Raw genomic sequence first — 24,813 nt, 5'->3', positions numbered from 1 at the left:
CGGTTGCGGCTGACGAAGGGCAGCCGTGCCCACTCCTCGCCCAGCCCCCGGGCGGCGCCGGCGCCCGCCGTCGCGAGGGCGACGAGGACGACGGCGCAGACGAGGTGGTAGTCGGCGAACGGGTTGGCCGACATGCTCAGCGACCCGTCGGACAGGTGCTTGGCGGGCGGTCACTCCGCGATCCACATCAGCTGCGGGGACGGGAAGCGGAATCCCGGGTGGCGGTGCGGGTGATCGTGGACTGCCATGATGCTCATCCCCTCCGAGGGAGCTGCGCGCGAGGCGGTGTCGTCTCTTGTCGCGCTTTCGATGTCCCGCTTCCGATGACGTGCGTCGGAGGGGCTGCAGGGCCCGGACGACGGTCCGAACGTCCCCTCGTCCGGGGCCCTTCGGCGCGGGTCAGCCGTCCCAGGTCCAGTCGGCGACCTCGGGCAGGTCGGTGCCGTGGACACGGATCCAGTCGTGGTGACGCAGGCGTACGTCCTCCATCCGCTGGCGTACGGCGGCGGCGCGCACCGCCAGCCCGGGGACACGGTCGATGACGTCCATGACCAGCCGGTAGCGGTCGAGGTCGTTGCGGACGACCATGTCGAACGGGGTGGTCGTGGTGCCGATCTCCTTGTAGCCGCGCACGTGCACGTGCTGGTGCCCGGTGCGCCGGTAGGCCAGGCGGTGGATCAGCCAGGGGTAGCCGTGGTAGGCGAAGACCACCGGCTTGTCGGCGGTGAACAGGCCGTCGTACTCGAAGTCGGTCATGCCGTGCGGGTGTTCCTCCCGCGGCATCAGCCGGGCGATGTCGACCACGTTGACGACCCGTACGCACAGTTCGGGCAGGTGCCGGCGCAGCAACTGGGCGGCTGCCAGGACCTCTTGGGTGGGGACGTCGCCGGCGCAGGCGAGGACCGCGTCCGGTTCCCGCGAGCCGTCCTCCGTGCCCGCCCAGTCCCAGATGCCCGCGCCGCGGGCGCAGTGGACGGTGGCCTGCTCCATGGACAGCCAGTCGAAGCAGGGCTGCTTGCCCGCCACGATCACGTTCACGTAGTCCCGGCTGCGCAGGGCGTGCTCGGCGACCGAGAGCAGCGTGTTGGCGTCCGGCGGCAGATAGACCCGTACCGCCTCGGGGCTCTTGTTGAGGATGTGGTCGACGAAGCCCGGGTCCTGGTGGGAGAAGCCGTTGTGGTCCTGGCGCCACACGTGCGAGGTCAGCAGATAGTTGAGCGAGGCGATGGGTGCGCGCCAGGGCAGGCGGCGGGTGACGCGCAGCCACTTGATGTGCTGGTTGACCATCGAGTCGACGATGTGCACGAACGCCTCGTAGCAGGAGAACAGGCCGTGCCGGCCGGTGAGGAGATAGCCCTCCAGCCAGCCCTGGCAGGTGTGTTCGGAGAGGATCTCCATGACCCGGCCGTGCCGGTCGAGATGTTCGTCCACGTCCAGGGTTCCGGCCTGCCAGGCCTTGCCGCTGGCGGCGTAGACGGCCTGGAGGCGGTTGGAGGCGGTCTCGTCGGGGCCGACGAGGCGGAAGTCGCGTCGGTCGGCGGTGGCCCGCATGACGTCCTCCAGCATGTCGCCGAGGACGCGGGTCGGTTCGTGCAGGGTCGCGCCGGGCTTGTCGACCTCGACGGCGTACCGCTCCAGGGGTGGCAGGGGCAGCTCGCGCAGCAGCAGTCCGCCGTTGGCGTGCGGAGTGGCGCCGAGCCTGCGGCTGTTGTCCGGGACACAGGCCAGGACGTGCGGGCGCGGGCCGCCGTGCTCGTCGAACAGCTCCTCCGGCCGGTACGAGCGCAGCCAGTCCTCCAGCTGCCGCAGGTGCTCGGGATTGTCCCGTACGGCGGCCAGCGGGACCTGGTGGGAGCGCCAGGTGCCCTCCACCGGCAGGCCGTCGACCTCGGCGGGTCCGGTCCAGCCCTTGGGGGTGCGCAGCACGATCATCGGCCAGCGGGGGCGCTGCGTGACGTCCTCCTCGCGCGCGGCGCGCTGGATCGCCGCGATGCGCTCCACGGCGGTGTCCATCGCGCGCGCCATGGCCCGGTGAACGGTCGCGGGCTCGTCGCCGGTGACGTGCAGCGGCTCGTGGCCGTAGCCCCGGAGCAGTTCGTCGAGTTCGGACTCGGGGAGCCGGGCGAGCACGGTCGGGTTGGCGATCTTGTAACCGTTGAGGTGCAGGATCGGCAGGACGGCCCCGTCGTGGACGGGGTCGAGGAACTTGTCGGAGTGCCAGGACGCGGCCAGCGGCCCCGTCTCGGCCTCGCCGTCACCGATCACGCACGCGACCAGCAGCCCGGGGTTGTCGAAGGCGGCTCCGTACGCGTGCGACAGCGCGTAACCCAGCTCGCCGCCCTCGTGGATCGAGCCCGGCGTCTCGGGCGCGACATGGCTGGGCACCCCGCCGGGGAAGGAGAACTGTTTGAAGAGCCGCGCCATGCCGTCCGCGTCCCGGGTGACGTCCGGGTAGGTCTGTGTGTATGACCCCTCCAGCCAGGAGTTGGCCACCACGGCCGGTCCGCCGTGGCCGGGGCCCCAGATGCACAGGGCGTCCAGATCGCGGGCCTTGATCACCCGATTGAGGTGGGTGTACACGAGGTTCAGGCCGGGTGAGGTGCCCCAGTGGCCGAGCAGCCGTGGCTTGACGTGCTCGGGCCGCAGCGGCTCGGTCAGCAGCGGGTTGGCCATGAGGTAGATCTGGCCGACGGCCAGGTAGTTGGCCGCGCGCCAGTGGGCGTCCAGTGTCTTCAGTTCCTCGTCGGCGAGCGCGGCGGGCGCCTGCCGGGTGTCGACGGACATGGAGAGTCCCTTCCGGGTCGGGGCGTCGGTCGGAGGTGCGTGCGGTCCGTTCTTCCCACCCTCCGCCCGCTCCCGGGTACCCGACAGGGCCGTTCGGACCACCCTCGGGGGGTCACAGTGCCCGCAGGCCGTGTTCCCGGAACTGCTCGCGCACGCGCTCGGTCGGTTCCCGGTCGGGCGTCGGGTTGTCGCGCAGAAGGAAGGGCAGGCCGAGGGTGTCGTACTTGTGGGCTCCGAGCTTGTGGAACGGCAGGACGTCGACCCGGTCGACGTCGCCCAGCCCGGCCAGGAAGGCGCCGAGGCCGTCATGGCTTCCGGGTCGTCGGTCCAGCCGGGGACCAGGATGTAACGGACGTGGAGCGGGAGGCCGAGCCGGTCCAGGCGGGTGGCGAAGCTCAGGGTGGGGGCGAAGGAGCCGCCGGTGAGCCTGCGGTAGGCGGCGACGTCGAAGGACTTGATGTCGAGCAGGACCAGGTCGGTGTCGGCGAGGAGTGCGTCGGTGGCGCGGGCGCCGAGGGAACCGGAGGTGTCCAGGGCGGTGTGCGGGCCGGCCTCCTTGCAGCGGCGCAGCACCGCGCCGGTGAAGGCGGGCTGGAGCAGTGGCTCGCCTCCCGTGAGGGTTACTCCCCCGTCGGCGGTGGTGATGAAGGGCCGGTACTTGTCGATCTCGGTCATCATCTCGTCGACGGTGGCCCGACGCCCGTCGCGCAGGTGCCAGTGTCGGGGTTGGCGCAGTACAGACAGCGCAGGGGGCAGCCCTGCGTGAACAGCACGAAGCGGGTCCCGGGCCCGTCCACGCCGGTGGACAGGTCCCAGGAGTGGATCCGGCCCGAGACCTGCCCCGTGACGTGTGCCGTCGCGGTGTTCACCGTGCTCCGTGGAAGGTACGGCTGATCACGTCGAGCTGCTGCTCGCGGGTCAGACGGACGAAGTTGACGGCGTATCCAGAGACCCGGATCGTCAACTGCGGGTACTTCTCCGGGTGTTCCATGGCGTCCTCGAGCGTCGCCCGGTTCAGCACATTGACGTTCATGTGGAAGCCGCCGCAGGCCATGTACGCGTCGAGGACGCCGGCCAGGTTCGCCGCGCGTTCGGCCGGGTCGGTCACCACGGTGGCCCTGCCGGTCACGACGACACTCCAGCCGGCGCGGGCGGAGGTGTCGACCTCGTCGGCCTCGAAGGCGACCACGGCACCGTTGACCGCGCGGGCCGGTGCCGAGGCCCCGGAGGTGAGAGGCCATCGGTCCCGCGTGCGCAGGAGAGCGGCCCTGAGCGCGGCGAGATCGATCTGCTCACGGCGGCCCCCATTGCCGCCCGTCTCGACACGCTGACCGCTCGTCCGCATCCGGGCCCGGTCCGGCCGGCGCTTTCGAGGTGCTCCCCTGCTTGCCCGAGGCTCTTGTCCATATGGTCGAGGCCGGTTTCCTCGGCGCCATGGCCGCGCTCGCCCTCGGAGGCGCGATCTTCGGTACCGGTTCCGCCGTACGGTGGTGGCTCACTCGGCGGCGCATCGACCGGTGGGGCAGGGAGTGGGAGCTGGTCGGCCCGAAGTGGGGGCACAAGATGGCCTGGCCCGCGGCCTCAGCGAATGGCGCTGAATACCCGACAACGGCCGCCGGCCCTCCGAGCAGGGCACCGACGATCGTCTGGCTTCGGGGAGTCGCCGCTGGGGACTGTCCGATTGTCAGCCGTCAGCGTGAGGGAGGCTCTAGTGTCCTCGCTCGTGACCGAACTTTCCTCGCATCACCGTGCGACGGCTGACGCATACGATGCCGTCGCCGTTCGCTATGCCGAATTGCCCCGCGATGACCTCCACACTCTTCCGCTGGATCGCTCGGTGCTCGCCGCGTTCGCCGAGACTGTGCGGGCAGCCGGCTCCGGCCCCGTCGCCGAGTTGGGATGTGGCCCTGGACCTGTCACCGCACACCTGCGGGATCTGGGGCTGGACGTCTTCGGCGTCGACCTGTCGCCCGTGATGATCGATCTCGCCCGCGAGGCATACCCGGACCTGCGGTTCGAGGTCGGTTCCATGGACGCCCTGGACCTGGCCGACGGCCGGCTGCAAGGCATCGTGTCCTGGTATTCGGTCATTCACACCCCGCCGCAGGACGTGCCCCTGTACTTCGCCGAGTTCCGTCGGGTACTCGCGTCCGACGGAACTCTCCTGCTCGCTTTCTTCGAGTCGGAAGGTGAGCCGACCACGGCGTTCGACCACAAGGTGGCGACAGCCTACCGATGGCCGATCGACGACCTCGCCGAGCTGGCCGGTGAAGCCGGCTTCACCGAGGTCGGCCGGATGCTGCGTGAGCCACGCGAGGGGGAACGGTTCCGCCGGGGGCATCTGCTGATGCGCGCAGGCGAGTAACGCGGGTTGTCGCATGCCGCCGTGGAGGGCATGCGACACCTGGACTGCCTCAGCCGCGTTGGTCCAGAGCTCTGGTCAGGTCCCGGTTGGCCGACTGTTGCGGGCCTGGGCGTTGGCGAGGTCGGCCTGGAGCGAGGCCCGGCTCACCGGCGAGCCGCCGGTCGGATCCTGAACTGCCGGTTCGAGCTGGGCGGCATGGACGAGTTCGAGCGGGGCGCGGTGACGGTGGAGGAAGCCGCGGTCCACTACTCCAACTTGCCTGGCGATGGCCGAGTACTCCGGCTTGCCGGGCGATGGCCGAGACGCTGATCGGGGTGCCGTTCTTCGCGGCGTTCTTGACCACCATGGCCACCCGCCGGCGGCGGCGCTCGATGTCGGCCTGGCGGCCATCGCGCCTGGCGGGGATCACGGCGGCCTCCAGGGCCTACCATCGGGAAGTGGCCGGCCGATGCGGGGCATGCCTGAGCCCGGCTCTGACCCCGACGAGCTCGCCGAGACTGTCCTGTGCCTCCGACCCTGAGCAAGTGCCGAGGGACCTTGAGCGGTTGGAGTCCGGATGCGACGCGACGAAGGGGAGAGCCGTGGCCAAGGTCAACATCAGTCTGGACGCCGAGTTGGTGGTAGAAGTGATGGTCCTGGCCGGGGTTGGATCACCCCAGGACGCCATCGAAGTGGTCGTGCGCGACTACATTGCCCGTGGCCATCGCACGGAGGCACGTACCGAACTCAAGGACCAGGGGCTGCGTGAGGTCGAGGTGAAACCGCAGGACCCGCAGGGCTGATCACTTGGCGGCCATGTGGTGCCTCCATGCGGTGTGCTGCTGGTACCTCCCGATGGACGACCTCGCTGTCGATTCCCTGTGGAGCGATCGTTCGCAATTCCTCATGGGCAGCCGAGTCGTCGTGGGGCGTCGAGCGGCCAATCGGTCGAGCGGCCAATCGATGGAAGCCACCAGCGGCAGAAGTTCGAAACCCACACCCGACGCCCCTGCGTGGGCCAACCGTACGAAGGGCTCGCCCGGTCCCGGAGAAGAACGTAGGGAAAGTCGATGACCAGCGAGTTCCTGCCATTGAAGTGGAGCGGCACGGAGTGCCACGTCACAAACGGCGGGTCACCCGCGACTACCGTGGCTCCCCATGACCCACACCGAGATCGAGATCACCGCAGAACTGGTTCGGGATCTGCTGCGCGATCAGCACCCCGACCTGGCCGATCATCCCTTGAGACTCGGCGCGCGTGGCTGGGACAACCAGCTGTGGCGGCTCGGCGACGATCTCGCCGTCCGGTTGCCCTGGGCGACGCAGTCCGCGGACGCGTTGCTGCGCAAGGAGCACACCTGGCTGCCCGCCCTCGCTCCGCGGCTTCCCCTGCCGGTCCCCGTTCCGCAGCGTCTTGGCGAGCCCTCCGAGCGGTTTCCGCGGCCCTGGATCGTCACCACCTGGGTGCCGGGCTCGCCTGCCGACCGCGCCCCCGCCACGCGTGCTGCGGAGGCGGCCGACACCTTGGCCGCCTTCCTGACGGCCCTTCACCGACCTGCCCCCGAGGGGGCGCCCGCCGGCCGTGACCGCGGGGGGCCGCTGGCCGACCATGCCGAGGGTTTCGCCGAGGGGCTCGCCTCGGCCGCCGAGTTGGGGCTGCTCCCCGACCCGGACGCCGTCCGCGCGGTCTGGGAAGACGCCGCCACCGCGCCCGAGTGGGCGGGCCCGGCGCTGTGGCTCCACGGCGACCTGCATCCGGCCAACGTCCTGACCGCGGACGGCACCTTCTGCGGCGTGATCGACTTCGGCGACCTCTTTGCGGGCGATCCGGCCTGTGACCTGGCCGCCGCGTGGATACTCCTGCCGGACGGCGCCGTAGACCGCTTCTACGACGCCTACCAGCCGGCCCCGGACACAGCGACCCGACGCCGCGCCCGTGGCTGGGCGGTGTTGAAAGCCCTCGCCTGCATCTTCATCGGAGAGGCAGGCGTCCACGGCCGCCCGGGCGGCAAGCGCACCTGGGGCCCACCCGCCCACGCCGCGCTGCGACGCCTCACCACGACGATCCACCGCTGATCAAGCCTTGGGATCGCGTCGCGGCCGTTTTGGCCGCGCGAGCACCGTCGCCGGCTGCGGGCGCCGTTACGAGAAGGGCGGGGTGATGGGTCGGTTCGTCGAGGCGGCCTGGTTGTGGTCGGTGTCGTTGTCCTGGCCGGCCGTCCAGGAGGCGAGCAGGGACAGGTTGTCGTGTGAGGCCGTTCAAGGACGTTCGCTTCGTCGACGCCGGCGACGAGGTCAACGCCGGATCGGAGAGCGTGCTCTTGCGGTGCTCGCCCCAGCCCGGACAGAAGGTGATGCCGCCGATGGGCGACCAAGCCTGGGCGAGGATGCCGGACCAGCGGGCCGGCGGGGCTGGTGCCGGCTGGTCTACTCCAGCTCCGCGAAGGTCTCCACGGCCCGGGTCCTGCCCGTGACGATGATGACGTCCCCGGGCTGGACGACCGTCTCGGCGGTGGCGTGGGTGAAGTCGGCGCCCGGACGCTTGACGCCGACGACGGTCACGCCGTACGTGCTGCGCACCCGGCTCTCGCCGAGCGGCACCCCGCCGACGACCTTCGGGGCGAGGGTCTTGATGAGGGCGTAGTCGCTGTCGAAGGTGATGAAGTCCAGCATCCGGCCGGTGACCAGGTGGGCCACACGCTCGCCCATGTCGTGTTCGGGCAGGACGACGTGGTGGGCACCCACGCGTTCCAGGATCTGGCCGTGCTGCCGGCTGGTGGCCCGGGCCCAGATGTTGGGCACGCCCGCGTCGACGAGGTTGGAGGTGGTCAGGATGCTGGCCTCCAGGTCGGTGCCGATGCCGACCACCACCCGGGAGAACCGGTTGACGCCCAGCTGGTCCAGGGCGTGGGGGTCGGTGCAGTCCGCGGCGGCGGCGTGGGTCAGCTCGTCGCCGACCCTCTGCACGACTCCGGCGTCGGCGTCGACGCCCAGCACGTCCCAGCCGCGCCGCATCAGCTCCAGCGCCACGGAGTGGCCGAACCGGCCAAGACCGATGACGGCGACCTTGGAGTCCTGGGAGGGGCGCCGCTCGGCGGCGAGGCGCCGACGGCGTACGAGCAGGGTCTTGAGGTAGTCAGCCAATGACGGGTCGCTCCTCGGGCAGGGTGTATCGACGGTCGCGTCGGCGCAGGGCGAGCGCGCTGGCCAGAGAGATCGGGCCGAGGCGCCCGGCGAACATGAGCAGGATGACGACCAGCTGGCCCACGGCGGGAAGGTCGCCGGTGATGCCGGTGCTCAGCCCCACCGTGCCGAACGCGGAGACGACCTCGAACAGCGCCGCCTCGAAGGTCTCCTCCGTGACGGTGAGCAGGACGAGAGTGCCCGACACGACGAGTCCCACACCGACGAGCGCCACGGTGAGCGCCTGACGCAGCGCTGCCGCGGAGATGCGGCGGCCCATGATGTCCACGGCGGTGTGCCCGCGGACCTCGGCCAGGATCGCCGCCCCCAGCACCGCGAAGGTGGTGACCTTGATGCCGCCCGCGGTGCCCGCGCTGCCGCCGCCGATGAACATCAGCACGCAGATGCCCAGCAGGGTGGCCGGTTCCATGGCGCCGATGTCCACGGTGTTGAAGCCCGCGGTCCGCGCGCTGGCGGCGGCGAAGAACCCGTTGAGCAGCTTGTCCCACCACGGCATCGGGCCCAGGGTTCCGGGATTGCCCCACTCCAGGACGCAGGTCATGACCGTGCCCAGGACAAGAAGAACCGCCGAGGTGACCAGGGTGAGCCGGGTGTGCAGCGACCAGCGGTGCCGGGTGCCGCCGCGTACCGCGCCCGCGCGTCCGCGGCGCCGTAGCTCCAGCAGCACCGGGAAGCCGAGGGCGCCGAGGATGCAGGCGACGGCGATCGGCAGGACGATCCAGGCGTCCTGCGCGTAGTCCACGAGATTGTCGTCACGCAGCCCGAAACCGGCGTTGTTGAAGGCGGAGATCGCGTAGAAAAGGCCGTGGTAGAGGGCCTCACCGACCGTATCGCGATAGCCGAGGCGGAAACGGAGCGCGAGGATCGCGGCCACGGTCAGCTCGATGGCGAGGGTGGAGCCCGCGATGCCCACGAGCACCCGACGGATGTCACCACCCCCCAGGCTCGTGGTCTCGGCCTGAGTGGTGAGCTGCGTCCGCAGCCGCAGCCTTCCGGAGACGAGCAGAGCCAGCAGGGAGGCCAGGGTCATGATGCCGAAACCGCCGGCCTGGATCAGGGCCAGGACCATGACCTCGCCGAACGGAGTCCAGTGGCTGCCGGTGCCCACGATGGACAGGCCGCCGCTGATCGCTCCCGTGGCGGTGAACAGGGCGGTCAGCACGCCGGTGTCCCTGCCGGGCTCGGTGGCGGCCGGCAGCATCAGCAGACCGGTGCCCACCATGACGACGAACGCGAAGGCCAGCACGACCCCGCGCGCGGGGTGGACGGCCAGCCGGGACCACCGAGCCCCCGTAGTACCCGCCGCCACCGAACGCCTCCCGACTTCCCCGACACCACGCCTCGACCGTGCTCCGTCACCGCACGACCGGTGAACGCGGCAGTGCTGACACAGCATCCCCGCCAGGGCCGGTGTCCGGAACGCGGCACGGCGTCAAGAAAGCGCAGGACAACACGCGCGCCGTACCTGGCGACCTGTGCGTCGGTCACTGTGCGGCGTCAGGAACTCAGCCGCTCACCGGAATACGGGGCGTGTGCGGGTGGGCAGGGTGGTGCGGGCGGCGGGGCCAGAACGGGGGCGTCGCGGCGGCGTACGCGCTCCGCTGGCCGTCGCCGACACCGTCAAGGACGACTCCGTGCAGGCGATCGGTGCCCTGCACGACCTCGGCCCGGACACCGTCATCCTCACCGGCGACAACGCCCGCACCGCCGCCGCGATCGCCGCGCGGGTCGGCGTGCGGCGATCGCGGCGGCCGAAGTGCTTCCCGAGCACAAGCCGACGAGATCCGGCGCCTCCAGGGCGAGGGCCGCACCGTCGGGATGGTCGGCGGCCTCGTCTCCGGCTCGCCCGCCGGCGTCGTCACCGCGATCCGGCTCTCACGCGTCACCATGCGCAACATCGAGCAGAACCTGTTCTTCGCGCTGGTCCACAACGCCGTCGGGATCCCCCTCGCGGCCGGCGGCCGACCGTCGAGTCCGCCGCCGACCGCGTCGCGCACGAAGGGCACGAAGGGCACGAAGGGCACGAAGGGCACGAAGGGCACGAAGGAGAGGGGAACAGCGGGACACAAACCGCGACGGATCCGGTGTGCGGCATGCAGATCGCCCCGGCGACCGCACCGGAACACCGAGAGGCCCCCGACGGCCGGCTCCCCTTCTGCTCCACCCACTGCGCGACCACCTACGACCAGGACCCCGATCGCTACGCCGCTCTCTCGGCCGCACACGGCCACGCGCACCACCGCAGCACAGAACACTGAGCGAGCGCATGGGCAGGACGGCGTGTCAGTGAGGCGGTCGGGCCTCCTCCGGGGCGCGTCGCTGGGCTGGAGCGGAGAGCCGGCGAGCGTCTGAGTCGCTCGCGGCGTCGTCCGACTCCGGGCGCAGACACTCGATCAGATAGTCGCCGGTGTCGGGGTCGAGGGTCACCCCGTGGGTCTCGCTGCGAAAGCCGGGGAAGCGGCGGTCGAAGGACTCCAGCGCGGTGAGGTAGCGCAACAGCGGGCCGTCCTTGTCGCCGACACTCTCGCCGGGCATCAGCACGGGGATGCCGGGCGGCGTGACGGTGACCATGGCGGCCGCCACCCGGCCGGGCGCCTCGGCCAGCCGCACCCGCTCGGTGCCGCCGCGGATCAGGCGCTGGTAGCACAGTTGGGGCGGGGCGACGGGCTCCGGCAGTTGCTGGAAGGCGGTGTCCAGCAGCTCCACCAGGCGGACCGAGCGCAGATGGTCGTGCATCTCCTGGCACAGCTCGCGCAGGGTCAGGCCGGAGTAGCGCCTCGGGTGCTCGGCGATCAGGGCGGGCAGGACGCGGTCGAGCGGGGCGTCACCGTCGTAGAGGGCCTTGAAGTCCATCAGGGCGTCCAGCAGGGTGCCCCACTTGCCCTTGGTGATGCCCATGGAGAACAGCACCAGCGTGGTGTAGCTGTCGGTCTTCTCCACGACGATGTTCCGGGTGCCCAGGTAAGCGGTGAGCACCCGGGCCGGGATGCCCCAGTCGGCCATGTCGCCGGTGGCGGTGATCCCCGGGCAGGTCAGGGTGACCTTGATCGGGTCCAGCATGCAGTAGCCGTCGGTCAGCCCGGGGAAGCCGTGCCAGTCCGCTCCCGGTTCGAGGTGCCAGCAGGACGGCTCGGTGCGCAGCAGGTCGGCCGGGGCCTCGTCGAAGGGCAGGCGTGCGCCGCTGTCCGCGTCGGTCACCGTCTCGGGCTGCCACACCCCGAAGAACCACGGCGGCCGGTCCCCGGCGGCCTCGATGCGCCGCCGGAGGCGCACCATCTCCTGACGGAACCGGATCGCCTCGGTCACCGCCTCGTCGACCAGCCAGTGGCCCTGCGGCCCGTCCATCATCGCGGTGGCCACGTCCAGCGAGGCGATCATCGGATACAGCGGGGACGTGGTGCCGTGCATCATCAGCGCCTCGTTGAACCGGTCGTGTTCGACCGGGGCCCGGGGCGCCGGCCGGACGTGCACCATGGCGCTCTGCGACAGCGCGGCCAGCAGCTTGTGGGTGGACTGGGTCGCGAAGACGGTGGGACGTTCGGGGCCGGGGAAGGTGTCCGGGCCCACCGACATGCCGTAGCGGCCGGCGTAGAGCGGATGGAAGCGGGCGTAGGCGAACCACGCCTCGTCGAAGTGCAGCCGGGGCGTGCTGGGGGCGAACGCGCGGGCCGCCGCCACTGCGTCGTAACAGACGCCGTCGTAGTGGAGTTGGTGAAGACGGCGTACTGGGCTCCGCTCGGGAGGGCGTCCCCGGCCAGCGGGTTCGCGGCGATCCGGGCCGTCACCGAGCCCGCCTCCGTCTCGGCCGGGGCAGTGGCCCGGCGAGGCCGTAGCCGTTGCGGGTGGGGATCAGTACACCGGCCGGCGCCGAGACGACGAGGCCTGCAGACGACTTGTGGCAGTACGTCCACAGCGCGATCTCGTCGCGCGTGACGCTGAAGTGGCGACCAGCCGTTGCAGTGAGTCGCCGTGCAGACGAAGTAGGTGTGGTCGGAGCCGAAGACCCGGGCGGCGTTGTGCTCCGCCTCGCCGATCGGGCCGGTGTGCTCGAACAGCGACCCGAGCTCCCCGACCGAGATCGACAGGTCGCTGCGCAGCAGCCGCTCACCGAAGTAGTCGTGGAACGCCCGGCCCACGGGCGACTTGAGGAAGGCGACGCCGCCGGAGTGGGCGGGGGTGTGCCAGGAGTACTCGTGCGCGTCGTCGAAGCGGCGCAGCGCGCGGAAGAACGGCGGCAGGACGGCTTCCCGGTAGGCGCGGGCCGCGGTGGTGATCCGGCCCGCGATGAACGCCGGCGTGTCCTCCAGCGGCCAGACGTAGCCCACCACCGACTCCGACACCCACAGCGGCAGGTTCCGCATGTCCTCGTCGGTCATGACCAGGAACACCGGCAGGTCCTGGAAGCGGCGGCCGATCCGGCGCAGGACCGCCGCACCGCCCGGCTCGCTGTCCGCCCCGGGACCGGGTGGAAGGTCCCAGGCCACCAACGCGGCGGCCAGACCCGCCTCGGTGCGCAGCACCGCCTCGGCGTCGGCCGCGCTGACCGCCCAGCGGGTCCCGAACCCCGCTGACTCGATCGCCTCACGGATCTTCACCAACTGCTCGGCGCCGGCGCCCTCGTCCTGCGGATGCTCGCGCACCGCCACCAGAATCCTGCTGTCGGCCATCATGTCCCTCCCCGGCGGCGGGCGCCGCCCAGGCCAGTGTCCGGACGGCACACCGGGCCGACGGAGGTCACAGCGATAAACCACCCCGACGACGGAATGCCCCGCACCCGCCTTTGACCAGGGGTGCCGGTCAGCGCCGGTCACCAGGCCGACGACTCTCGGACGCCGGGCACCTTCGCGCGCCGGCCCAGACCGACCGCCCCCGTACACCCGGCACCTCGGACGGCCTCATGGAACACCCTTGAGTGTTCGAGGGCAGCGTCAGCCGCGCACCAGGCGGATCATGTTCCAGGACATGGGCTCGAGTTCGGCGCGCAGGACACCGTCGGTGACGGTGGTGCCGTTCGCGGGGTGCGGGGCGACGCGGTCCTGGTGGTCCAGGGTGTTACGTGCCTCGGGGTCGGCATCGGCCAGGACCAGGTGCTCGGCGACGGTGTGGGCCTCGACCCCGCGCAGGTCGATCTCCAGCGGAAGCGCGGTGCTCTGCCCGCGGTTCACGGCGAAGACGGTGACCGCGCCGGTCTCGTCGTCGGTCACGGCGGTGGCGTGCAGCAGCGGCACCTCGCCGAACTTGGCGGTGGTGTACGTCGGGCTGTCCGCCTCGACGCGCAGTACCCGGCCGCGCCCGTACGTCGCCGCCTGGGCGAAGGGGAAGAAGGTGGTCTGCCGCCAGGCCGGGCCACCGGGCTCGGTCATGATCGGGGCGATGACGTTGACGAGCTGGGCGAGGGAGGCGGCGGTGACCCGGTCGGCGTGCCGCAGCAGGGCGATGAGCAGCGAGCCGAAGACGACGGCGTCGGTGACGGTGTAGACGTCCTCCAGCAGGCGCGGGGCCTGCTGCCAGTCCTCGACCTGGTGGGGGTTGGGGCGCTTCTGGTACCAGACGTTCCACTCGTCGAAGGAGAGGTTGATGCGCTTGGTCGCCTTCAGGCGGGCGCGGACGTGGTCGCAGGTGGCGACGACCGACTCGATGAAGTGCTCCATGTCGACGGCGGACGCGAGGAAGGAGTCCCGGTCGCCGTCGATCTCCTCGTAGTAGGCGTGCAGGGAGATGTGGTCCACCAGGTCGTACGCGGCCTCCAGCACGGTGGCCTCCCACGCGGCGAAGGTGTCCATGCCTGACCCCGAGCTGCCGCAGGCCACCAGTTCCAGATCGGGATGGATCATCTTCATGGCGCGAGCCGTCTCGGCGGCGAGCCGCCCGTACTCCTCGGCCGTCTTGTGGCCGATCTGCCAGGGGCCGTCCATCTCGTTGCCCAGGCACCACATCTTGATGCCGTACGGCTCCTTGCCGCCGTCGGTGATGCGCCGGTCGGACAGTTCGGTGCCGCCGGGGTGGTTGCAGTACTCCAGCAGCCGTACGGCGTCCTCGACGCCGCGGGTGCCGAGATTGACGGCCATCATGGGCTCCATGCCCGTCTTGGCGCAGAAGTCCATGAACTCGCCGAGGCCGAACTCGTTGGTCTCGGTGGACTTCCAGGCCAGGTCCAGCCGGGTGGGCCGCTCTTCGCGCGGGCCCACGCTGTCCTCCCAGCGGTAGCCGGAGACGAAGTTGCCGCCGGGGTAGCGGACGGTGGTGACGCCCAGTTCCCGGACCAGTTCCAGGACGTCCTGGCGCAGGCCGTCCGCGTCGGCGGTGGTGTGGCCGGGTTCGTAGATGCCGGTGTAGACGCAGCGGCCGAGGTGCTCGACGAACGATCCGTACAGCCGGGGGTGGACGGCACCGACGCCGAACGCCGAGTCGAGGGTGAAGCGAGCGGGGGTGGTGGGGCGGGACATGACTGCCCTACTTTCTTGATTGTTGGGTTCGAACTGGTCATTCGTAAGATCAGCGGGACCCAGGGGCTCTGGGTATGGCTGTCATGGCGGCGCCGTGAGATGGCTGGAAAGGCTTGGCCGCCCGGAGCCCCGCGACGACTCGACCGCCAATTGGGAGATGCGACTCGATCGCTGCGTAGGGCAACGTCGGCGAGGTCGTCTGCTGGGCTGTGAACGCGCGACGAGCTGGCGGAGGTGACCGTGCCCCGGATATGGGCCGGAGTGGACATCGGCAAGGAACATCACCACTGCGTGGTGATCAACAGTGACGGCGAACGGCTGCTGTCCCGCCGGGTCCTGAACGACGAGTCGGCCCTGCTGGAACTGATCGGGGACGTCCTGGCCCTCGACGAAGACGTGCTGTGGGCCGTCGACCTCAACCACGGTGGCGCCGCCCTGCTGATCGGACTGCTGCTCGGCCACAGCCAGCCGATGGTCTACATCACCGGCCTGACCGTGCACCGCGCATCGGCCTCTTACCGGGGCGAGGGCAAGACGGACGCCAAAGACGCCTTCGTCATCGCCGGCCAAGCCCGCATGCGCCGTGACCTGGGCCTGCTGCGGCCTGGCGACGAGATCGCCGTCGACCTGCGCACCCTGACCACCCGCCGCACCGACCTCGTCTGTGACCGCACCCGGCAGATCAACCGGCTCCGTGCCCAACTCCTGGAGATCTTCCCCGCGTTGGAGCGGGCGCTGGACCTGACCAACAAGGGTCCGGTCTTGCTGCTGACGGGTTACCAGACCCCGGCGGCGATCCGCCGCGCAGGCGTGAAGCGCATCGAGGCGTGGCTGAAAAACCGCAAGGTCCGCGGAGCTGCCGCACTGGCCAAAGCGGCTGTGGAGGCTGCCGAGGCCCAGCACACGGCCCTGCCCGGCGAGCAGCTGGCCGCCGCCATGGTGGTGCGCCTCTCGAAGGGGGTGATGGCCCTCGATGAGGAGATCGCAGAACTCGAAGCCCTGATCGAGGCCCGGTTTCGCGAGCACCCGCACGCCGAAGTGATCGTGAGCCTGCCCGGGATGGGCAAGCTGATGGGCGCTGTGTTCCTCGCCGCGACCGGTGGCGACATGGACGCCTTCGGCAGCGCCGACCGGCTCGCCGGCTACGCCGGCCTGGCCCCGGCCCCACGCGACTCCGGCCGCGTCAGCGGCAACCTCCGCCGACCACGCCGCTTCCACCGCGGCCTGCTCAACGCGATGTACCTGTCGGCCCTGTCGAGCCTGAAGAGCTGCCCGGCCTCGAAGGCGTACTACCAACGCAAACGCGCCGAGGGGAAAGGCCACAAGCAGGCGCTGCTGGCGCTCGCGCGCCGTCGCGTCAACGTCTTGTGGGCCATGATCCGCGACGGAGCGTGCTACCAAGCCACACCACCTGTCACAGCAGCGGCTTGACATCAGCATTGGGAAGCCTTTCATTGGGCTCTTACAGCCCGTCATGAGGGCTCCCCCCGCTCGAACACGGTCGAGAACCGGGGGGAGTCTCAGGGCGAGGCCGTTCAGGCCGATGGTGATGGTTGGGTCCGGGGGCGGCAGCCCCCGGAGAAGGGAGGAGCGGCGAGGGCGGAAAGCGGGGGCTGAAACGGTGGTGTCAGAGGGCGAGCGCGCAGACCACCGACGGAAGGGACGTCGCCGGGCCGGCCTGCCGCAGTGCCCCGTCGTCCAGGACGCGCAGCGCGGCGAGGGTGCCGCTGTGCTGGTTGGCGACCAGCAGATGACCGGCCGCGTAGGTCAGGCCGCGGGGCCAGGTACCGCCGGCGGACACCTCGTCGACCGGTTCCAGGGCGGTGCCGGTGACCCGGAACGCGGCCACCGTGTCCGCGCCCCGGTTGGTCACCCATACGAAGCGGCCGCAGGGCGAGGCGATGATGCCGCCGGGCTGGTTGGGGATGTCACGGGCCGCTGTGGCGGGCACTGAGGACAGGCCCGTCAGGGTGCCCGTGGCGGCGTCGTACCGGTGGCAGGTGACGGTGGAGGAGAGTTCGTCCGCGCTGAACACCAGCTCACCGCCGGGGGCGAAGGCGAGGTGGCGCGGACCGGATCCCGCGCGCAGCCGGTTCACCGCGACCGGCTCCAGGATGCCGGTCCGGGTGTCGAGCCGGTAGGTGAAGACCGCGTCGGCGCCCAGGTCGGTGGCCAGGATGAAACGGCCGGCCGGGTCGACGAGTACCTGATGGGCGTGGCTGCCCTCCTGCCGTCCGGTGACCGGGCCCGATCCTTCGTGGACGGTGACGTCGCTCTGCTCCAGCAGGCTTCCGTCCGTGCCGAGGCGGTGCACGGCCACGCTGCCGGGCGCGGTGTCGCTGCCGTAGTTCGCGGTCAGCAGCCAGCCCCCGTCCGGGTGGACGGTGAGGTGGCAGGGGTTGGCGCCGCCGCTGGGCAACTGGTCGCCCAGCGGGGACAGTTGGCCGTCGCCGTGCCGGACGAGGGCGCTGACGGTGCCCGGATCGGTCTCGTTCGTGCTGTAGACGACGTCGAGCGAGGGGTGCGCGGCCAGGAAGGACGCCCCGCTGACGGGTACCGGCGGCACTTCGGTGTCGTACGTCAGATGGCCGGTCGCCGTGGCGAGTCGCAGGGCGGCGACCCCGGCGCCGTCCCCGCCGGAGTCGGGTGTGTAGGAGCCGGTGAGGACAGGGATCTCGTCGGCGGAGGAGCTCGTGGGCATGGGCGTGTTCCCCTGGAATTTCCTTGAGCAGGTGGGTGAGTGAGCGGGTGGGACGGTGGGAGGGCTCAGCGCACGATGTCGTCGTGGTGGTCCAGCAGCCCCAGTTCGGAGCGCCGGGGCAGGCCTTCCCAGTCGCCGGTGGTGCTCACGGCGAAGGCGCCGAGCAGGGCCGCCGTCCGCAGCCGCCGCTCCGGCGGTTCACCCGCGAGGAGTTCGGCGAGGTATCCGGCGGCGAACGCGTCGCCGGCCCCGACGGAGTCCTGCACGGTGACGGGCACGGCGGGCTGCCGGTACTCCCGGCCGTCGAGGAGGGCGTACGCACCCTCGGCGCCCAGCTTGATCACGGCTCCGGCGGGACCGAGGTCGCAGATGCCCTTGGCGAGCTCCTCCGGTCCGTCGACGTCGGGCACCATGAGCCGGCCTTCGTGCGGTCCCGCGAAGACCACGTCGCTCCGGCGCAGCAGCGGCAGCAGGGTGCGCCCGGCATCGGCCTCGTTCCACAGCAGGGAGCGGAAGTTGATGTCCAGTGAGACCGGTACGCCGGCGTCGACGGCGATGTCCACCGCCCGGGTGACGGCCCGGGACGGTCCCTCCCCCAGCGCCGGGGTGATCCCGGTGATGTGCAGCACCGCCGCTCCTGCGACGAGTTCCTCGGGGATGTCGTCGGTGGACAGCCGGGAACCCGCGGTGTGGGTGCGGTAGTAGCGCGTACGGCTGTGGGTGGCCGTACGGCGTTCTCGCAGCAGCAGCGAGGTGGGGGCGGGGTCGCGTACGGCGACCGTGGTGACGCCTTCCGCGCGCAGTTCGCGGAGGATGAGGTCGCCGAGTGCGTCGTCGCTGACGCGGCCGATCCACGTGGCGGATCCGCCGAGCCGGCTGACACCCACGGCGACGTTCGACTCCGCTCCGGCGAGCCCGAGACGCAGACCGGAGCCCACGGTCAGCGGGCCGGTGTCGGGCGCGGCCAGGACCGCGAGGGCCTCTCCGACGGTCACCAAGTAGCGTTGCCGGGCAGGGGCGTTCATGGGCCCACCTCCTGACCACGGGGCGTGGCCCGGATCGCGTCGAGCAGTGTGCGGGCCCTCGCGGTGAGGGCGTCCAGGTTCTCCGGTGCCGGGTTCCGGTCCGCCCCTCGCAGCAGCGGTGAGCCGATGCCCAGGGCGTAGGCGCCCGCGTCGAGGTAGTCACGCGCCTGGTCGATGCCGACTCCGCCGACGGCGACGAGCGGGACCTGTGGCAGCGGGGCCCGCAACTGCCGCAGGTGAGCCGGGCCGCCGGTGCTCGCCGGGAAGAGCTTGACGGCGGCGGCGCCCGCCCGCCAGGCGGTGGACACCTCGGTCGGCGTCCAGGCGCCCGGGTAGCAGGGGATGCCCCTGGCCGCGGCGGCGCGGATCACCTCGGTGTCCACGACGGGAGCCACCAGGAACTCGGCCCCGGCCGCGAGCGCGTCCCTGGCCTCGTCGGTGGTGATCACCGTGCCGGCGCCGACCGCCACCTCGGGACCGAGTTCGTCCCGGATGGCGGCCAGCGCGTCAAGGGCGCCCGAGGTGGTGAGGGTGACCTCCAGGCAGGTGACGCCGCCGTCGGCGAGGGCCCGGGCCACGGCGGGCAGTCCCGTCGCGTCGGCCGACCGCAGGATGGCCATGACGCGGGTCCGGTCCAGCTGCGGGGTGAGAGCCGGACGCTCCGTCATGACCCCACCGCCGCGGACGGCGTGCCTGAGCCCTGGGTAGTGGTCATGTGAAGTTCCTTTGCAAGATGGTGCGTTGGTAAACAGCGTTACTTCAGTCCGGAGGTGGAGATGCCCGCGACGAAGCCGCGCTGGAGGATCAGGAAGAGCACCAGCACCGGCACGACGTACATCACGGTGCCTGCCGCGACCAGGTTGTTGAGCTGGGCACCGTGCGCGTTGACGTAGCCGTAGGTGAGCTGGACCGCGAGGGTGGTGCGGCTGGTGTCCAGCAGCAGTGCGGGCGCGATCCAGTCGCCCCATGTCCAGGAGAAGGACAGGATCAGGCTGGTGGCGATGACCGGCCACGACTGGGGCAGGAAGATCCGCCAGAAGATGCGGATCTGCCCGCAGCCGTCGACGATCGCGGCCTCTTCCAGTTCCTTGGGCATGTTGGAGAAGAACTGCCGGAAGAGGAAGATCAGATACGGTGCGCCGCACAGGCCCCACAGCACCCAGGGCATGTAGGTGTTGATGAGGTTGACCTTGGCGAACAGCAGGTAGGTCGGGATGAGGGTGATGATCTGCGGCAGCATCATCGTCGACAGCAGCACGCCGAAGATCACTCGTTTGCCCGGTGCCTCGAGCCGGGCGAAACCGTACCCCGCCCAGGCCGAGGCGAGGGTGGCGAGGACCGAGTAGATGACGGCGATCGTCAGGGAGTTGCGGGCGTAGCCGAAGTAGTCCCAACTGGTCAGCGCCTCCACGAAGTTCCCCGGGCTCGGGTGGTGCGGCCACCAGTGGATGGGGACGGCACGCAGCTCGGAGGGGTCCTTGAACGCGGTGATGACGAGCCAGGCGAAGGGGCTGAGCATGAGGACGAGGACGCTCACCAGGAGCATGTAGACGGCACTGCGCCGGGAGAGCACCATCACGCGCCTCCGATCGTGCGGGTCTTGGTCTTCGCGCGCTCCGGCTCCACGGAGTAGAAGACCGCGCCTTTGCTGAGTTTGAAGACGAGGAAGGTGACCGCGATGATGATCAGGAAGAGCACCCACAGCAGGGCGGAGGCGTACCCGTAACGACCGTCGACGAGGTATTGGTTGAGCACGTGGATCATGAAGAAGGAGTTGCTCTCCGGGACGGTTCCGATGCCCTTCGGGGTGGGGTCGAGCGAGATGAGCAGCGGTGCGAAGGTCTGCAGCGCGGCGATGATCCCGGTGACGACCTGGAAGAAGATGACGGGTGAGAGCAGCGGCAGGGTGATCCGGGTGAAGGACTGCCAGGGGCTGGCGCCGTCCACCCGGGCCGCCTCGTGCAGTTCCTTGGGGATGTCCTGCAGTCCCGCCAGCGAGATGATCATGACGTTGCCCACGCCCCACATGGTCAGGGCGATCAGCACCCAGCGGGCGTAGGGATCCGCCAGCCATGCGAGCCCGTTGACGTTGAAGAGGTCCAGAAGGCCGTTGGCCGCCCCCGAGTCACGGTCGAAGATCAACTTGAAGGTGACCGCGGCGCCGACCGGTGGCATCACGGCGGGCAGGTAGAGCAGCGTGCGGAACAGGCCGCGGGCCCGTATCGGCTGGTTCACCAGCACCGCCAGGAACAGTCCCGCCACGATCGTGAGCGGCACGGTCAGCGCGGTGAACAGTCCCGTGCGTGCCAGGGAGTGCAGCGTCTCCGCGTCGGAGAAGACCTCCTTGTAGTTGTCCAGTCCCACGAAGCGGGTGGTCGGGGAGAGTCCGTCGGAGTTGGTGAGGCTCAGCCACAGCGCGTACGCGAGCGGAAAGGCCGTCAGTGCCACGAACCCCAGCACCCAGGGACCGGCGAAGACATAGAAGGCCCAGGCCCTGCGCGTCGTCAGCGAGCGGTGCCGGCGCGGCGGCCCGTCGGCCGCCGCCCCGGCCGGGGCCGGGCTGTGTGCGCCCGACCCGGCAGTGGTTTCGGTGAGCTGTCCGGTGCTCACCCCAGTGTCTCCTTGCCCTTGGCGAGCAGGTCGTTCATCTGCTTGTTCAGCTCGTCCGCGACCTTGCCCGCGGAGGTGCCGGACTTGACCGCGCCCGGCAGCGCCTTGCTGATCACTCCGTCCAGGGCCGCCAGCTGGGCGTACGGGGTGAACGGCAGGACCGAGAAGTGGGCGAGCTCCTGCTCCTGCACCTTGAAGGCCTGCTTCTGGTACGGCTTTTCCTGCGGCATCTTCGAGCGCAGCGACTTCAGGGTGGGAATGCCCCAGCCGCCGGCGGCCCGGGCCTGGGCGGGCTCTCCGCCGAAGAACCACTCGAAGAACTTCCAGGCCTCGTCCTTGTTCTCGGCGTCCCTGGGGATCCAGAAGCCGGTGGCGCCGAAGCAGGGGCTGACGCGGTTGCTGCCGAGCTGGGGTGCGGGCGCCAGGCGCGAGACCTCGGCGACCTTGGCGTCCGCGGCGATCGCCCCGCCGAACCAGTAGCCGTCGGTGGCCATCGCCATCCGGCCGGCCTGGTAGGTGGGCCAGTCCCAGCCGTCCGGGTTGGGGTTGACGACGCTCGGTCCGATGTCGGCCTTGGTGTACTCCAGGTACCACTTCAGCGCCTTGAGCGCCTCGGGGGACGAGAAGTCCACCGAGGCCAGGTCCTCGGCGAACAGGCTGCCGCCGGCCGACGCGGTCATGCCCATCATCTGGCCGAAGTAGCCGAGTCCCGTGGCGTTCATGCCGTACACCTTCACCTTGCCCAGCCGGCGCTTGACCAGGCGCTTGCCGAGGTCCAGCCACTCGTCGGCGGACAGCGGCTCGGTCTCGCTGGGCAGGTCCAGCTTCGCGGCCTCGAGTATGTCGGTGCGGTACCAGAACATCGAGTCCTGCGAGAAGTCCTTGGCCATGCCGTAGCGGGGGCCCGCGCCCTGCTTGCTGCCGTCGTAACGCCAGAGGTCGTTGACCGGGTCGAGGTCGGAGGGCTTGAGCACCGTGCTCTTGGCGAAGTACGGGTCGAGGTCGGTCATCAGCTTGCGGGCGGCGAAGTACGGGGCTTCCGTGGCACCGAGCCCGCGGACCACGTCCGGTGGGGTCTTGCTGGCCAGCAGGGCGTTGAGCTTCGTGGCGTCGGTCTTGAGCCACCTGATGTTCACGCCCAGCGCCTTCTGGGCGGCCTTGATGTCGATGTCCTCTTTCTCGCACATGACGGTGAGCGTCTTCCTGCCTCCGCCCGAGCTGCTTCCGTCGTCGACGGAGGCGGCACATCCGGGCAGGGCCGTGGCCGCGAGCGCGGCACCGGCGGAGGCGGCGAGGAAACGCCGTCTGTCAAGAGAACCTGTGGTCGGAATGGGCACGTTGGGGACCTTTCGTGCACTGCGCTGGACACGCGGGAACGGTGTACGGGGGTTGCTGCTGGGGTCGGCAGACTCAGGGAACCCGGGTGAGTGGAGGCAGGCGCCACACTCACCCGGCGGTGCGAGGCGTGTCACGGACCGGGTGCGCGTACGTTTCCGCGCACAGGCACCCGAACCGTTGTCGTGAAGACCGTGAGCGCGACGGTGGTCGCCTCCGCGGCACGCCCCTCAGGGCGCTTCATGACACACCTCAGTCGGCATCGGTTTCGGCCGACGCACGACTATGGGTGAATTGACCGGCTTCCTTGGCTCTGCCCGGACTTATCGTCTATTTCCGTCCGGGGAAACCGGTTGACTGAAACTTCGGCGAACGTTAGGTTGCGACGCCAGAAGGTGTCAAGAGGTCAGAACGCGTCAGTCGCCGCACACCCCGAGCGGCCCCGGCGCACAGCGGAAAGGGGGGGACCCACGTGCCTGAACAGCCCGTCAGGGCCAGGCTGGTGGACGTGGCGGAGAGGGCAGGAGTCTCCAAGGCCACCGTGTCCAAGGTGCTCAACGGCAAGCAGGACCTGTCCGTACGGCCCGAGACCCGACGCCGTGTCCACGAGGCCGCCGAAGCACTGGGCTACCGTCCCCACTCGGGGGCACGCGCCCTGGCCGGCGCCAGCACGCACGTCCTGGCCCTGCTGGTCCCCGCCCTCGCCAACCCCACGTACGTCACCATCGCTCGCGGCGCCTACCAGCGCGCCCGTGAGCTGGGCTATCTCTCCCTGCTGGCCGAGGACTTCGACGGTCAGGAGGCCGACGAGTCCTTCAACGACCTGGTGCAGGAGGGCAGGGTGGACGGACTGCTCATCGCCTCCGCCCGCCCCGGTCACCCCCTGCTGGACGCCTTGAGCCGCAGCCCCGTCCCGCATGTCTTCCTCAACCGCTCGGTGGAGGGATCCGGCCGCAACGTCACCATGGACGTGGCCCGCTCCAGCGTCACCGCCCTCGACCATCTGCACGGCCTCGGCCACCGGGCGGTCGGCCACATCGCGGGCCCACCCGGGATCACCCCCAGTGAGGTCCGCAAGGAAGCGTTCCTACGACGCGCCCGGGAACTCGGCCTGGACGCCGCGCCGGTCGCCTCCGGGGACTTCACCGAGGACGGCGGCGGGTCCGCGGCGCGGGAACTGCTGCGCACCGCCGACGGCTCCGCCCACCCGCCGGTCACCGCCCTCTACACCAGTTCCCTCGCCCAGGCGATAGGCGCCATGGCCGCGATCCGGGAGCTCGGCCTGCGGATCCCGGAGGACGTCTCCGTCGTGGGCAACGACGACCTGCCCGTCGTCGCGCATCTCCACCCTCCGCTGACCACCGTGGCGATGCCCCTGTACGAGCTGGGGACCGCGGCCGTGGACTCCCTGGTGGCCACCATTCAGGGCGCACCGATGGGGGACGTCGTCGTACCGACCGAGCCGCGGCTGGTGCTGCGCGGCTCCACGGCAGGACCGGCAGGACCGGCAGGACCGGCAGGACCAGGAGGAACGCCATGACCGTCGCCGCCGCACCGGCGCGTTTCACCGGCCGTACGGCCCTGCTCACCGCGGCTGCCTCGGGCATCGGGGCGGCCACCGGCCACCGGCTGGCGGCGGAGGGAGCGTCCGTGCTCGTCACCGACGTCGACGCCGAGGGCGCCCACAAGGTGGCCGAGGAGATCCGCGCCCGGGGAGGACACGCCCGGGACCGGCGGCTCGACGTCACCTCGCCCGACGAGTGGGCCGCCGTCGTCGCCGAGGCCCGGTCCTGGACCGGGCGCCTCGACGTCCTGCACCTCAACGCCGGCCAGAACCTGCGCGGCGCGGCGCACGAGTTGGACGACGCCACCTGGCACGACCAGCTGCGGCTCTGTCTGGACTCGGTGTTCTACGGTGTCCGGGCCACGGTCCCGCTGCTCCGGGACGCCCGCGGGGCAGTGGTGATCACCTCGTCCATCCACGCGGCCATCGGCTTCAAGGGCTTCCCGGCGTACGCGGCGGCCAAGGGCGGCATCGACGCCCTGGTGCGCCAGCTCGCCGTCGAGTACGGCGGACAGATCAGGTTCAACTCCGTTCTCCCGGGGGCCGTGGTGACGGCCCTGTGGGCGCAGGTCCCGGCGGAGTACCGGGCCCTGACCGCCTCGTACGCACCGGTCGGCAGGCTCGGCACCCCGGAGGACATCGCTGCCGCCGTGGCCTTCTTCGCCTCCGACGACGCCTCTTTCATCACCGGCCAGAACCTGCTCGTGGACGGCGGTCGCAGCATCAGCTCGCACGAGTAGCCCGGGACGGCCACCACCGGCCGGAAACGGCCCGCGAGCCCGTTCCTCTCCCCTGCCCCA

General features: G+C 70.7%; 20 protein-coding genes and 4 pseudogenes. 8 read left to right on the top strand and 16 right to left on the bottom strand.

All coding sequences use genetic code 11. The features are described from left to right. The 4 genes and pseudogenes from STRIP9103_RS46735 to STRIP9103_RS50720 form a co-directional block, all read right to left on the bottom strand. Positions 1–191: pseudogene (locus STRIP9103_RS46735) on the bottom strand (hypothetical protein); the annotation flags it as partial. Positions 192–399: 208 nt separating this feature from the next. Beyond that, positions 400–2,784, bottom strand: coding sequence for a phosphoketolase family protein (locus STRIP9103_RS20255; protein ID WP_048820633.1), 2,385 nt, complete (start codon positions 2,782–2,784; stop codon positions 400–402). A 112-nt stretch (positions 2,785–2,896) separates the two neighbouring features. Next, positions 2,897–3,653 (bottom strand): annotated as a pseudogene (gene pflA, locus STRIP9103_RS49025) (pyruvate formate-lyase-activating protein). Further along, positions 3,650–4,129: a glycine radical domain-containing protein gene (locus STRIP9103_RS50720; protein WP_009315556.1), complete on the bottom strand. Its 480-nt coding sequence runs from the start codon at positions 4,127–4,129 to the stop codon at positions 3,650–3,652. The pseudogene pflA and the gene STRIP9103_RS50720 overlap by 4 nt, the downstream one beginning before the upstream one ends. A 378-nt stretch (positions 4,130–4,507) precedes the next feature. On the opposite strand from STRIP9103_RS50720, the gene STRIP9103_RS20240 reads away from it, so the two are divergent. Further along, positions 4,508–5,149 carry a class I SAM-dependent DNA methyltransferase gene (locus STRIP9103_RS20240; RefSeq protein WP_048820632.1) on the top strand — a complete coding sequence of 214 codons (642 nt, stop codon included), beginning with the start codon at positions 4,508–4,510 and terminating at the stop codon, positions 5,147–5,149. A 75-nt stretch (positions 5,150–5,224) separates the two neighbouring features. On the opposite strand, the gene STRIP9103_RS50000 is transcribed toward STRIP9103_RS20240, so the two are convergent. Further along, positions 5,225–5,395 (bottom strand): hypothetical protein, encoded by a 171-nt coding sequence (locus STRIP9103_RS50000; RefSeq protein ID WP_009315522.1) that lies wholly within the window; start codon positions 5,393–5,395, stop codon positions 5,225–5,227. 335 nt (positions 5,396–5,730) lie between these two features. Here STRIP9103_RS50000 and STRIP9103_RS20230 point away from each other — a divergent pair, with 335 nt between their 5' ends. Together STRIP9103_RS20230 and STRIP9103_RS20225 are read left to right on the top strand one after the other, a co-directional pair. Next, entirely contained in the window at positions 5,731–5,931 is a 201-nt protein-coding gene (locus tag STRIP9103_RS20230) for a type II toxin-antitoxin system VapB family antitoxin (RefSeq protein WP_009315527.1), read from the top strand. Positions 5,932–6,286: 355 nt separating this feature from the next. Beyond that, positions 6,287–7,204: an aminoglycoside phosphotransferase family protein gene (locus STRIP9103_RS20225; protein ID WP_009315544.1), complete on the top strand. Its 918-nt coding sequence runs from the start codon at positions 6,287–6,289 to the stop codon at positions 7,202–7,204. A gap of 351 nt (positions 7,205–7,555) precedes the next feature. On the opposite strand, the gene STRIP9103_RS20220 is transcribed toward STRIP9103_RS20225, so the two are convergent. Together STRIP9103_RS20220 and STRIP9103_RS20215 are read right to left on the bottom strand one after the other, a co-directional pair. After that, positions 7,556–8,272: a potassium channel family protein gene (locus STRIP9103_RS20220; protein WP_009315541.1), complete on the bottom strand. Its 717-nt coding sequence runs from the start codon at positions 8,270–8,272 to the stop codon at positions 7,556–7,558. After that, entirely contained in the window at positions 8,265–9,641 is a 1,377-nt protein-coding gene (locus STRIP9103_RS20215; protein WP_009315536.1) for a TrkH family potassium uptake protein, read from the bottom strand. The genes STRIP9103_RS20220 and STRIP9103_RS20215 overlap by 8 nt, the downstream gene beginning before the upstream one ends. A 166-nt stretch (positions 9,642–9,807) precedes the next feature. Here STRIP9103_RS20215 and STRIP9103_RS53145 point away from each other — a divergent pair. Both STRIP9103_RS53145 and STRIP9103_RS53140 read left to right on the top strand, forming a co-directional pair. Further along, positions 9,808–10,008, top strand: a pseudogene (locus tag STRIP9103_RS53145) (hypothetical protein); the annotation flags it as partial. Between the two features lie 417 nt (positions 10,009–10,425). Then, the gene (locus STRIP9103_RS53140; protein WP_009315543.1) at positions 10,426–10,590 is read left to right on the top strand and encodes a hypothetical protein; all 165 of its coding nucleotides are present in this window, start codon (positions 10,426–10,428) and stop codon (positions 10,588–10,590) included. A 25-nt stretch (positions 10,591–10,615) separates the two neighbouring features. On the opposite strand, the gene STRIP9103_RS53760 is transcribed toward STRIP9103_RS53140, so the two are convergent. The 3 genes and pseudogenes from STRIP9103_RS53760 to arfA form a co-directional block, all read right to left on the bottom strand. After that, positions 10,616–12,010 (bottom strand): Orn/Lys/Arg family decarboxylase, encoded by a 1,395-nt coding sequence (locus STRIP9103_RS53760; RefSeq protein WP_234022247.1) that lies wholly within the window; start codon positions 12,008–12,010, stop codon positions 10,616–10,618. A gap of 344 nt (positions 12,011–12,354) precedes the next feature. Then, a pseudogene (locus tag STRIP9103_RS53755) lies at positions 12,355–12,999 on the bottom strand (Orn/Lys/Arg decarboxylase N-terminal domain-containing protein); the annotation flags it as partial. 261 nt (positions 13,000–13,260) lie between these two features. Beyond that, complete coding sequence (gene arfA, locus STRIP9103_RS20200; protein WP_009315513.1) at positions 13,261–14,778, bottom strand: arabinosylfuranosidase ArfA; 1,518 nt, start codon at positions 14,776–14,778, stop codon at positions 13,261–13,263. A 240-nt stretch (positions 14,779–15,018) separates the two neighbouring features. Between arfA and STRIP9103_RS20195 the strand changes: the two genes are divergently transcribed. Beyond that, the gene (locus STRIP9103_RS20195; protein WP_009315565.1) at positions 15,019–16,209 is read left to right on the top strand and encodes an IS110 family RNA-guided transposase; all 1,191 of its coding nucleotides are present in this window, start codon (positions 15,019–15,021) and stop codon (positions 16,207–16,209) included. Between the two features lie 196 nt (positions 16,210–16,405). On the opposite strand, the gene STRIP9103_RS20190 is transcribed toward STRIP9103_RS20195, so the two are convergent. The 6 genes from STRIP9103_RS20190 to STRIP9103_RS20165 all read right to left on the bottom strand — a co-directional run bounded on the left by STRIP9103_RS20190 (position 16,406) and on the right by STRIP9103_RS20165 (position 22,451). Beyond that, positions 16,406–17,479, bottom strand: a complete 1,074-nt coding sequence (locus STRIP9103_RS20190) for a lactonase family protein (protein ID WP_009315546.1) — start codon at positions 17,477–17,479, stop codon at positions 16,406–16,408. Between the two features lie 65 nt (positions 17,480–17,544). After that, positions 17,545–18,504 (bottom strand): sugar kinase, encoded by a 960-nt coding sequence (locus tag STRIP9103_RS20185; RefSeq protein WP_009315561.1) that lies wholly within the window; start codon positions 18,502–18,504, stop codon positions 17,545–17,547. Further along, positions 18,501–19,172: a bifunctional 4-hydroxy-2-oxoglutarate aldolase/2-dehydro-3-deoxy-phosphogluconate aldolase gene (locus STRIP9103_RS20180; protein ID WP_009315530.1), complete on the bottom strand. Its 672-nt coding sequence runs from the start codon at positions 19,170–19,172 to the stop codon at positions 18,501–18,503. Before STRIP9103_RS20180 ends, STRIP9103_RS20185 begins: the two co-directional genes overlap by 4 nt. A gap of 86 nt (positions 19,173–19,258) precedes the next feature. Continuing rightward, positions 19,259–20,080 (bottom strand): carbohydrate ABC transporter permease, encoded by an 822-nt coding sequence (locus tag STRIP9103_RS20175; RefSeq protein ID WP_009315553.1) that lies wholly within the window; start codon positions 20,078–20,080, stop codon positions 19,259–19,261. Beyond that, positions 20,080–21,114 (bottom strand): carbohydrate ABC transporter permease, encoded by a 1,035-nt coding sequence (locus tag STRIP9103_RS20170; RefSeq protein WP_009315554.1) that lies wholly within the window; start codon positions 21,112–21,114, stop codon positions 20,080–20,082. Before STRIP9103_RS20170 ends, STRIP9103_RS20175 begins: the two co-directional genes overlap by 1 nt. Beyond that, a complete protein-coding gene (locus STRIP9103_RS20165; RefSeq protein ID WP_009315533.1) occupies positions 21,111–22,451 on the bottom strand; it encodes an extracellular solute-binding protein in 1,341 nt (446 codons plus the stop codon). Before STRIP9103_RS20165 ends, STRIP9103_RS20170 begins: the two co-directional genes overlap by 4 nt. Before the next feature lie 470 nt (positions 22,452–22,921). On the opposite strand from STRIP9103_RS20165, the gene STRIP9103_RS20160 reads away from it, so the two are divergent. Next, positions 22,922–23,989 carry a LacI family DNA-binding transcriptional regulator gene (locus tag STRIP9103_RS20160; RefSeq protein ID WP_009315525.1) on the top strand — a complete coding sequence of 356 codons (1,068 nt, stop codon included), beginning with the start codon at positions 22,922–22,924 and terminating at the stop codon, positions 23,987–23,989. Next, the gene (locus tag STRIP9103_RS20155) at positions 23,986–24,753 is read left to right on the top strand and encodes an SDR family NAD(P)-dependent oxidoreductase (protein ID WP_009315551.1); all 768 of its coding nucleotides are present in this window, start codon (positions 23,986–23,988) and stop codon (positions 24,751–24,753) included. Before STRIP9103_RS20160 ends, STRIP9103_RS20155 begins: the two co-directional genes overlap by 4 nt. Positions 24,754–24,813 lie beyond the last annotated feature (60 nt).

This window comes from Streptomyces ipomoeae 91-03, assembly GCF_000317595.1.
Lineage (GTDB): Bacteria > Actinomycetota > Actinomycetes > Streptomycetales > Streptomycetaceae > Streptomyces > Streptomyces ipomoeae.
Note: the sequence above shows the minus strand (reverse complement) of the source record. Positions and strands in the feature narration are given on the sequence as shown.